Here is an 8,861-nt window from a genome sequence, read left to right on the forward strand (position 1 = left end):
TCCGATGCGCGAAATCATGATGCTCGCCGCCGAAGGGGGAGAGGATGTGAATCCTCTCGTCCCCGCAACGTACGACATCGTCTGGTCGATCGTCTGTGTCATCGTCATCGGTCTGTTGTTCTGGAAGTACGTGATCCCACGTGTGACCAAGACCCTCGAAGAGCGCACCGACAAGATCGAAGGCGGTATCGCCAGGGCCGAAGCAGCCCAGGCGGAGGCACAGCAGACGCTGCAGCAGTACCAGCAGCAGCTTGCCGACGCCCGGCTCGAGGCCGCACGTATCCGTGAGGATGCGCGCACCCAGGGGCAGCAGATCCTCGCGCAGATGCGCCAGGACGCCCAGGCCGAAAGCGACCGCATCGTCGCCGCCGGTCACTCCCAGCTGGAAGCCCAGCGCCAGCAGATCCTGACGGAGCTGCGTTCCGAGGTCGGCCGTACGGCCGTCGAGCTGGCCGAGAAGATCATCGGTCAGTCGGTTTCGGACGAAGCCAAGCAGGCGGCGTCGATCGACAAGTTCCTCAAGGAACTCGACGACACCGACGCCATCGGGGTCGGAAGGTAGCGACGCGAAAGTGAGAAGCATGTACGCAGCGAGCCGCGAGGCCAGTGCCCGGTCTCGCGAGGCGCTTCGGGCCGCGTTGACCGGAAGCGAAACTGTTGCGGCCACAACGGGGTCGGAACTGTTCGCCGTTGTCGCCGTGCTGGACGACCAGCGTTCGCTGCGTGTGGCGCTCGCGGACGCCTCGGTGCCGGGTTCGGCGCGCGCTGAACTCAGCGAGCGGATCTTCGGCGGCAAGGTCAGCGCTGCCACGCAGGCAGTGCTGACCACCGCCGTGGCGCAGAACTGGTCCCGCACCCGCGACCTGGTCGACACCCTGGAGCTGCTCGGGCAGGAGGCTCTGCTCGAGTCCGCCGCCGACGGCGGCCGGCTCGACGCGGTGGAAGACGAGCTGTTCCGGCTCGGCCGGATCATCGCCGACAACCCGCAGCTGGAGCAGGCACTGTCCGATCACGGCAAGCCCGCCTCGGCGCGGCGTGAGCTGATCGAGCGGCTGCTCAACGGCAAGGCCGAGCCGGTCACCGTTGCGCTGGCCGAGCAGGCCGTCGTCCGGCTGCGGACCAACAACATCGGCGTCGCCTTCGACGCCCTGTCCGATCTGGCGGCGGCCCGTCGTGACCAGATCGTCGCCCATGTGCACGCCGCGGTCACGCTGACCGATCAGCAGAAGGAGAAGCTGGCGGCTTCCCTGCAGCGGATCTACGGCAAGGCGGTCACCGTGCACGTGCAGGTCGACCCGACGCTGCTGAGCGGCGTCGTCGTGCGCGTCGGAGACGACGTCATCGACGGCAGCGCCACCGGCCGACTGGAGAAGCTGCGTCGCGCGATGTCCTGACCAGGACGCCACCTTCGCGGTTCTTCTTCAACCCCCGACATTCGAGACCACAGCGAGAGCAGGAACAACATGGCGGAGCTGACGATCTCCTCCGACGAGATCCGTAGCGCGATCGAGAGCTACACCCAGAGCTACACCCCGGAAACCTCCATCGAAGAAGTCGGCCTCGTGACCGACACCGGCGACGGCATCGCGCACGTCAGCGGTCTGCCGTCGGCGATGGCCAACGAGCTGCTCGAGTTCCCGGGCGGCGTCCTCGGCGTCGCGCTGAACCTCGAGGACACCGAGATCGGTGCCGTCATCCTCGGCGAGTACGCCTCGCTGGAAGAGGGCCAGCAGGTCCGCCGCACCGGCGACGTGCTGTCGGTTCCCGTCGGTGACAAGTTCCTCGGTCGCGTCGTCAACCCCCTCGGCCAGGCCATCGACGGCCTTGGCGAGATCGAAGCCGACGACCGCCGCGTGCTCGAGCTGCAGGCCGCGACCGTGCTGGAGCGTCAGCCGGTCGAGGAGCCGCTGGCCACCGGTATCACCGCGATCGACGCGCTGACCGCCATCGGCCGCGGCCAGCGTCAGCTGATCATCGGCGACCGTAAGACCGGCAAGACCGCCGTCGCCGTCGACGCGATCCTGAACCAGAAGGCGAACTGGGAGTCGGGCGACCCGACCAAGCAGGTCCGCTGCATCTACGTCGCGATCGGCCAGAAGGGCTCCACCATCGCGGGCGTCAAGACCGCGCTCGAGGAGCACGGCGCGATGGAGTACACCACCATCGTCGCCGCCCCCGCGTCGGACTCCGCCGGCTTCAAGTGGCTGGCCCCCTACACCGGCTCGGCCATCGGCCAGCACTGGATGTACCAGGGCAAGCACGTCCTCATCGTGTTCGACGACCTGACCAAGCAGGCCGAGGCCTACCGCGCCATCTCGCTGCTGCTGCGTCGTCCGCCGGGCCGCGAGGCGTACCCCGGTGACGTCTTCTACCTGCACTCCCGTCTGCTGGAGCGTTGCGCGAAGCTGTCCGACGAGATGGGTGGCGGCTCGATGACCGGTCTGCCGATCATCGAGACCAAGGCCAATGACGTCTCGGCGTTCATCCCGACCAACGTCATCTCCATCACCGACGGCCAGGTCTTCCTCGAGTCCGACCTGTTCAACAAGGGTGTCCGCCCGGCGATCAACGTCGGTACCTCGGTCTCCCGTGTCGGTGGCGCCGCCCAGACCAAGGCCATGAAGAAGGTCGCCGGTTCGCTGCGTCTGGAAATGGCCCAGTACCGCGAGCTGGAGGCGTTCTCCGCCTTCGCCTCCGACCTGGACGCCGCTTCGCTGGCCCAGCTCGAGCGTGGTGCCCGCTGGGTGGAGCTGCTCAAGCAGAACCAGTACTCCCCGGTCGCGGTCGAGGATCAGGTCGTCTCGATCTACCTGGTCGACGCCGGCTACTACGACTCGGTTCCGGTCGCCGACGTGCGTCGCTTCACCGCCGAGCTGCTCGAGCACCTGCACAGCGCGACCCAGTCGTCCTTCGACGCGCTCGAGGGTGGCCGCAAGCCGCTCGACGGCGAGGCCGCCGAGGCGATCAAGTCCGAGACCGACAAGTTCAAGCAGGGCTTCCTTGCTTCGGACGGCAGCCGCGTCGTGAACGAGGCCGCCGCGGGCGACCTGGACCACGAAGAGGTCGAGTCGCTGTCGGTCACCCGCAAGCACGTCGACAAGTAAGCCGGGTCAGCACTGATGTCGGCAACTATCGATACGGCGAATGAAGGGAGTGAATCGTAGTGGCAAGTTTGCGCGAATTGCGCTCCCGCATTCGTGGTGTGAATTCGATCAAGAAGATCACCAAGGCTCAGGAACTCATCGCGACCTCGCGAATTTCCAAGGCCCAGGCCAGGGTCGCGGCCGCCAAGCCGTACGCCGAGGAGATCACCAAGGTCCTCGGTGAGCTGGCCAGCGCCTCGAAGAACCTGTCGCACCCGCTGCTGACCGAGCGTCCCAACGCCCGGCGGGCCGCTGTCCTGGTGATCACCAGTGACAGCGGTATGTGTGGTGGCTACAACTCCAACGTGCTCAAGCGCGCCGAGGAGCTCATGACCACCCTGCGTGGCGAGGGCAAAGAACCCGTGCTGTACGTGATGGGCAACAAGGGCCTCACGTACTACAAGTTCCGCAACCGCCCGTTCCAGGCGTCGTGGACCGGTTTCTCGCAGCAGCCGAAGTACACCGATGCGTCGGCCGCCTGCCAGCACCTGGTCGAGGCCTTCATGGCCGGCTCCGACGGCGAGGTTCCGACGCTCAGCGGCGGGACCATGGCGGGTGTCGACGAGCTGCACATCGTGTACACCAAGTTCGTCTCGATGCTGACCCAGACCCCGGAGGTGCGCCGCCTGGCGCCGATCCAGGTCAGCTTCGTCGAGGAGAACTACGAGCTCGGCGACGACATCATGTCGGACTCGCCGAACGTGGTTGTCTCGGCGCAGTACGAGTTCGAGCCGGACGCCGACGTGCTGCTGGGTGCTCTGCTGCCCAAGTACGTCAACACGCGAATCTACGCATCGTTGCTCGAGGCAGCGGCATCCGAGTCCGCGGCTCGGCGCACCGCAATGAAGGCGGCGACCGACAACGCCAACGAGCTGGCCAGTGTGCTCCAGCGCGAGGCGAACTCGGTGCGTCAGGCCCAGATCACGCAGGAAATCAGCGAAATCGTCGGCGGCGTGAACGCGCTGGCGTCGAGCTCGGACCGCGACTAGAAGCGCAGGAAGAGAACCAATCTAATGACCGCAGCTGTCACTCAGGACAACGCGAAGAAGGCGGGCGAAACCGCCGGCCGCGTCGTCCGTGTCATCGGCCCCGTCGTGGACGTCGAGTTCCCGCGTGGCGCCATTCCCGAGCTGTTCAACGCTCTGAACACCGACATCAAGCTCGCGTCGGTGGCCAAGACCCTGACCCTCGAGGTCGCCCAGCACCTCGGCGACAACATCGTGCGCACCATCTCGATGCAGCCGACCGACGGCCTGGTCCGTGGCGCGAGCGTCACCGACTCGGGCAAGCCGATCTCGGTGCCCGTCGGCGACATCGTCAAGGGCCACGTGTTCAACGCCCTCGGCGACTGCCTCGACTCGCCCGGCCTCGGCCGCGACGGCGAGCAGTGGGGCATCCACCGCAAGCCCCCGAGCTTCGATCAGCTCGAGGGTAAGACCGAGATGCTCGAGACCGGTGTGAAGGTCATCGACCTGCTCACCCCGTACGTCAAGGGCGGCAAGATCGGTCTGTTCGGTGGTGCCGGTGTCGGCAAGACCGTTCTGATCCAGGAGATGATCACCCGTATCGCTCGCGAGTTCTCCGGCACCTCGGTGTTCGCGGGTGTCGGTGAGCGTACCCGTGAGGGCACCGACCTCCACCTGGAAATGGAAGAGATGGGCGTCCTCCAGGACACCGCCCTCGTCTTCGGTCAGATGGACGAGCCGCCGGGCACGCGTATGCGCGTGGCCCTGTCCGCGCTGACCATGGCGGAGTACTTCCGCGATGTCCAGCACCAGGACGTGCTGCTCTTCATCGACAACATCTTCCGTTTCACCCAGGCCGGTTCCGAGGTCTCGACCCTGCTGGGTCGTATGCCTTCGGCCGTGGGTTACCAGCCGACGCTGGCGGACGAGATGGGTGAGCTCCAGGAGCGCATCACCTCGACCCGTGGTCGCTCGATCACCTCGCTGCAGGCGATCTACGTCCCCGCCGACGACTACACCGACCCGGCGCCGGCGACCACCTTCGCCCACCTCGATGCGACGACCGAGCTTTCGCGCCCGATCTCGCAGAAGGGCATCTACCCGGCCGTCGACCCGCTGACCTCGACCTCTCGTATCCTCGAGGCTTCGATCGTCGGCGAGCGGCACTTCCGGGTCGCCAACGAGGTCAAGCGGATCCTGCAGAAGTACAAGGAGCTGCAGGACATCATCGCCATCCTCGGTATGGACGAGCTCTCCGAAGAGGACAAGGTCCTCGTCGGCCGCGCCCGTCGTCTGGAGAAGTTCCTCGGCCAGAACTTCATCGTGGCCGAGAAGTTCACCGGTCAGCCGGGTTCGGTCGTGCCGCTGGAGCAGACCATCGACGACTTCGACCGGGTCTGCAAGGGCGAGTTCGACCACTTCCCGGAGCAGGCGTTCAACTCCTGCGGTGGACTCGACGACGTCGAGGCCGCTGCGAAGAAGATCGCCGGAAAGTAGTCCACGATGGCAGAGTCCACTTCCAGGACGATGACGGTCGATCTCGTGGCTGTCGAACGTAAGCTCTGGTCCGGCCAGGCTTCGTTCGTCAGCGCGCAGACCACCGAGGGACAGATCGGCATCATGGCGGGCCATGAGCCGCTGCTCGGTCAGCTCGTCGAGGGCGGCACGGTGACCATCGTGCCGACCGAGGGCGAGCGGATCGTCGCCGCGGTGCACGGCGGCTTCTTCTCGGTGACCGCCGATACCGTTCGCGTGCTGGCCGAGTCGGCCGATCTCGCGGGCGAGGTCGATGTCGACGCGGCACGCAAGGTGCTCGCCGACGCGGATGCCGACGAGGCGCAGCTGCGCGCGGCGCAGGGTCAGGTCCGGGCCGTCGAGGCGACCACGGCGTCCTGATCGCTTAACAACACGAACACTGCCGGCGGTGAACTCCCAGAGTTCACCGCCGGCAGTGTTATATCCGGCGGATGACGGATCCGGGCGGAACCGTTTCGGGCGGCCGTGATTGAATATGACAGGGGTGTCCACGGCACCCGAGTGGAGCGAAAGGGCGTACGGCATTGCAAACCGGGATGGTTCTCCTGATCATTCTGGTGCTGACGCTCGTGTTCATCGCAGGCGCTTCCACCTATCGGCTGGTCATGCTGCGTCGCGGTGGGACGGCCGCGCTGCTGCGGGTACTGCCCGCGCGCGGCGGCCAGGGCTGGCGGCACGGCCTCATCCGCTACGACGAGGACCGGCTCGTCTTCTTCAAACTCACCAGCCTCAAATTCGGCCCGGACAGCACGATTCACCGTCAGGGCCTCGAAATCGTCGAACGCAGGCATCCCCAGGGCGACGAGTTCGACATCATGACCGACGACATCGTCGTGGTAGCCGTCACCGACCCGCACGCCAGCTTCGAATTGGCACTCGACCGCGGATCGATGGCGGCTTTTCTGTCGTGGATGGAGTCGCGGCCGTCGGACCGTGCCAAGCGAAAGGGCCCGATCTGAGATGCCGGACGACTCCCAGCCACGCTCTTCGGTCCACCTCACCCGGATCTACACCCGAACCGGTGACGACGGAACTACGGGCCTGAGCGATTTCTCCCGGGTCGCCAAGACCGACGCGCGCCTGGTCGCCTACGCCGATTGCGACGAGGCCAATGCGGCGCTCGGTGTCGCGGTTGCCCTCGGTACGCCGGCGCCCGAGATCCTGTCGGTGTTGCGCCAGATCCAGAACGACCTTTTCGACGCGGGCGCGGATCTGTCGACCCCGATCGTGGCCGACCCGAAGTACCCGCCGCTGCGCATCACCCAGTCCTATATCGACCGGCTCGAGGCGTGGTGCGACGAGTTCAACGCGTCTCTCGCGCCACTGAATTCGTTCATCCTGCCCGGCGGCACGCCGTTGGCCGCGCTGTTGCACACCGCACGCACGGTTGCCCGCCGCGCCGAACGATCGGCCTGGGCCGCGGTCGCCGCGTACCCCGACGACACGAGCGTGCTGCCCGCGAAATACCTCAATCGCCTGTCGGACCTGCTGTTCATCCTCAGCCGCTACACCAATCCCGAGGGTGACGTGCTGTGGCAACCGGGCGGCGGACGCTAGCGCGAAAGCGGCTCGGCGGTCACGAGTTCCGGCCCGATCGAGCCGGTTTGGTGACAGGGGGGGCGTGTCGTGGCGCATCGGTCGATAAGCTGGCGGGGTGAGCGAACGGTTTCTGGTCTCCGGCGGTAATCAGCTCGTCGGCGAGGTCGCGGTCGGCGGCGCGAAGAACAGCGTGCTGAAGCTGATGGCCGCGTCGTTGCTGGCCGAAGGCACAACCACCATCACCAACTGCCCCGACATCCTCGATGTCCCGCTGATGGCGGAGGTGCTGCGCGGCCTCGGCTGTGATGTGACGATCTCCGACGACGAGAGCGGCGACCGTTCGGTCGTGACGATCGTGACCCCGGTGGAGCCCAAGTACCACGCGGACTTCCCGGCGGTCACCCAGTTCCGCGCCTCGGTGTGTGTGCTCGGTCCGTTGATGGCCCGTTGTAAGCGCGCGGTCGTCGCCCTGCCCGGTGGTGACGCGATCGGTTCGCGTCCGCTCGACATGCACCAGGCCGGTCTGCGTCTGCTGGGCGCGACCAGCGAGATCGAGCACGGATGCGTGGTCGCCAAGGCCGAGGAGTTGCAGGGCGCGCGGATCCGGCTCGACTTCCCGTCGGTGGGCGCCACCGAGAACATCCTGATGGCGGCGGTGCTCGCCGAGGGCGAGACGGTCATCGACAACGCCGCGCGCGAGCCCGACATCGTCGACCTGTGCACCATGCTCACGCAGATGGGTGCGCGGATCGACGGTGCCGGTTCCTCGGTGCTCACCGTGCAGGGCGTCAAGAGCCTCCGTCCGACCACCCACCGGGTGATCGGTGACCGCATCGTCGCCGCCACCTGGGGGATCGCGGCCGCGATGACCACCGGTGATGTGCGCGTCACCGGGGTGAACCCGAAGCACCTGGCCCTGGTGCTGGACAAGCTGCGTTCCGCCGGTGCGCGAATCTCCTACGAGCCCAACGGTTTCCGTGTGGTGCAGCCGGAACGTCCGCGTGCGGTGAACTTCGCGACGCTCCCGTTCCCGGGTTTCCCCACCGATCTGCAACCGATGGCCATCGGCCTGGCCGCCATCGCCGACGGCACATCGATGATCACCGAGAACGTCTTCGAGGCCCGTTTCCGTTTCGTGGAGGAGATGATCCGCCTCGGCGCCGACGCCCGCACCGACGGTCACCACGCCGTGGTCCGCGGCATCCCGCGCCTGTCCAGCGCCCCGGTGTGGTCTTCCGACATCCGTGCCGGCGCCGGCCTGGTGCTGGCCGGTCTGGTCGCCGACGGCGTCACCGAAGTGCACGACGTGTTCCACATCGACCGCGGCTACCCCAAGTTCGTCGAGCAGATGCAAGCCCTCGGTGGACAGGTCGAGCGCGTCGGTACGCCGAAATAGCCTGCTGACCAGCCGATTTGACTTCGTGTTTGGCGGCACGTAACTTAGTTCGAGTCAGAGCGACACGGACACCGACTCAGCCCCGCTGAGACACGAGGTAGGACGCTGAGCGCCTGACTGATTGCGTGTTCAGGACTTGACCGGATTTGCGTCCGGCGGGTTGCTTGGACTACAGTATGAACCCTTGCCTCACGGAAACCTCGACTGATAGTTGGGTTGGAAGTGTGTGCGTGTGTTCTTTGAGAACTCAATAGTGTGTCGATGAATGTCAGTGCCAATATT

Annotated in this window: 9 protein-coding genes; all 9 read left to right on the forward strand. The window is 66.3% G+C overall.

All coding sequences use genetic code 11. From position 1 onward, the window contains the following. The first annotated feature begins 4 nt into the window (after positions 1 to 4). Positions 5 to 562, forward strand: coding sequence for a F0F1 ATP synthase subunit B (locus NCO8_RS19775; RefSeq protein ID WP_067490448.1), 558 nt, complete (start codon positions 5 to 7; stop codon positions 560 to 562). A 19-nt stretch (positions 563 to 581) separates the two neighbouring features. Further along, positions 582 to 1,394: a F0F1 ATP synthase subunit delta gene (locus NCO8_RS19780; RefSeq protein WP_067490446.1), complete on the forward strand. Its 813-nt coding sequence runs from the start codon at positions 582 to 584 to the stop codon at positions 1,392 to 1,394. Positions 1,395 to 1,463: 69 nt separating this feature from the next. Then, a complete protein-coding gene (gene atpA, locus NCO8_RS19785) occupies positions 1,464 to 3,104 on the forward strand; it encodes a F0F1 ATP synthase subunit alpha (RefSeq protein ID WP_067641556.1) in 1,641 nt (546 codons plus the stop codon). A gap of 59 nt (positions 3,105 to 3,163) precedes the next feature. Next, positions 3,164 to 4,132: a F0F1 ATP synthase subunit gamma gene (locus tag NCO8_RS19790; RefSeq protein WP_067641558.1), complete on the forward strand. Its 969-nt coding sequence runs from the start codon at positions 3,164 to 3,166 to the stop codon at positions 4,130 to 4,132. A 24-nt stretch (positions 4,133 to 4,156) separates the two neighbouring features. Beyond that, entirely contained in the window at positions 4,157 to 5,605 is a 1,449-nt protein-coding gene (gene atpD, locus NCO8_RS19795; RefSeq protein ID WP_067490436.1) for a F0F1 ATP synthase subunit beta, read from the forward strand. 30 nt (positions 5,606 to 5,635) lie between these two features. After that, positions 5,636 to 6,004, forward strand: coding sequence for a F0F1 ATP synthase subunit epsilon (locus NCO8_RS19800; RefSeq protein WP_370465737.1), 369 nt, complete (start codon positions 5,636 to 5,638; stop codon positions 6,002 to 6,004). 176 nt (positions 6,005 to 6,180) lie between these two features. Then, positions 6,181 to 6,603 (forward strand): DUF2550 domain-containing protein, encoded by a 423-nt coding sequence (locus NCO8_RS19805; protein ID WP_067490432.1) that lies wholly within the window; start codon positions 6,181 to 6,183, stop codon positions 6,601 to 6,603. Position 6,604: 1 nt separating this feature from the next. Continuing rightward, positions 6,605 to 7,201 carry a cob(I)yrinic acid a,c-diamide adenosyltransferase gene (locus NCO8_RS19810; protein ID WP_067641561.1) on the forward strand — a complete coding sequence of 199 codons (597 nt, stop codon included), beginning with the start codon at positions 6,605 to 6,607 and terminating at the stop codon, positions 7,199 to 7,201. Positions 7,202 to 7,298: 97 nt separating this feature from the next. Beyond that, the gene (gene murA, locus NCO8_RS19815) at positions 7,299 to 8,579 is read left to right on the forward strand and encodes a UDP-N-acetylglucosamine 1-carboxyvinyltransferase (protein WP_067641563.1); all 1,281 of its coding nucleotides are present in this window, start codon (positions 7,299 to 7,301) and stop codon (positions 8,577 to 8,579) included. The last annotated feature ends 282 nt before the right edge of the window (positions 8,580 to 8,861 follow it).

Source organism: Nocardia coubleae NBRC 108252 (genome assembly GCF_001612805.1).
GTDB classification, from domain to species: Bacteria; Actinomycetota; Actinomycetes; order Mycobacteriales; family Mycobacteriaceae; genus Nocardia; species Nocardia coubleae.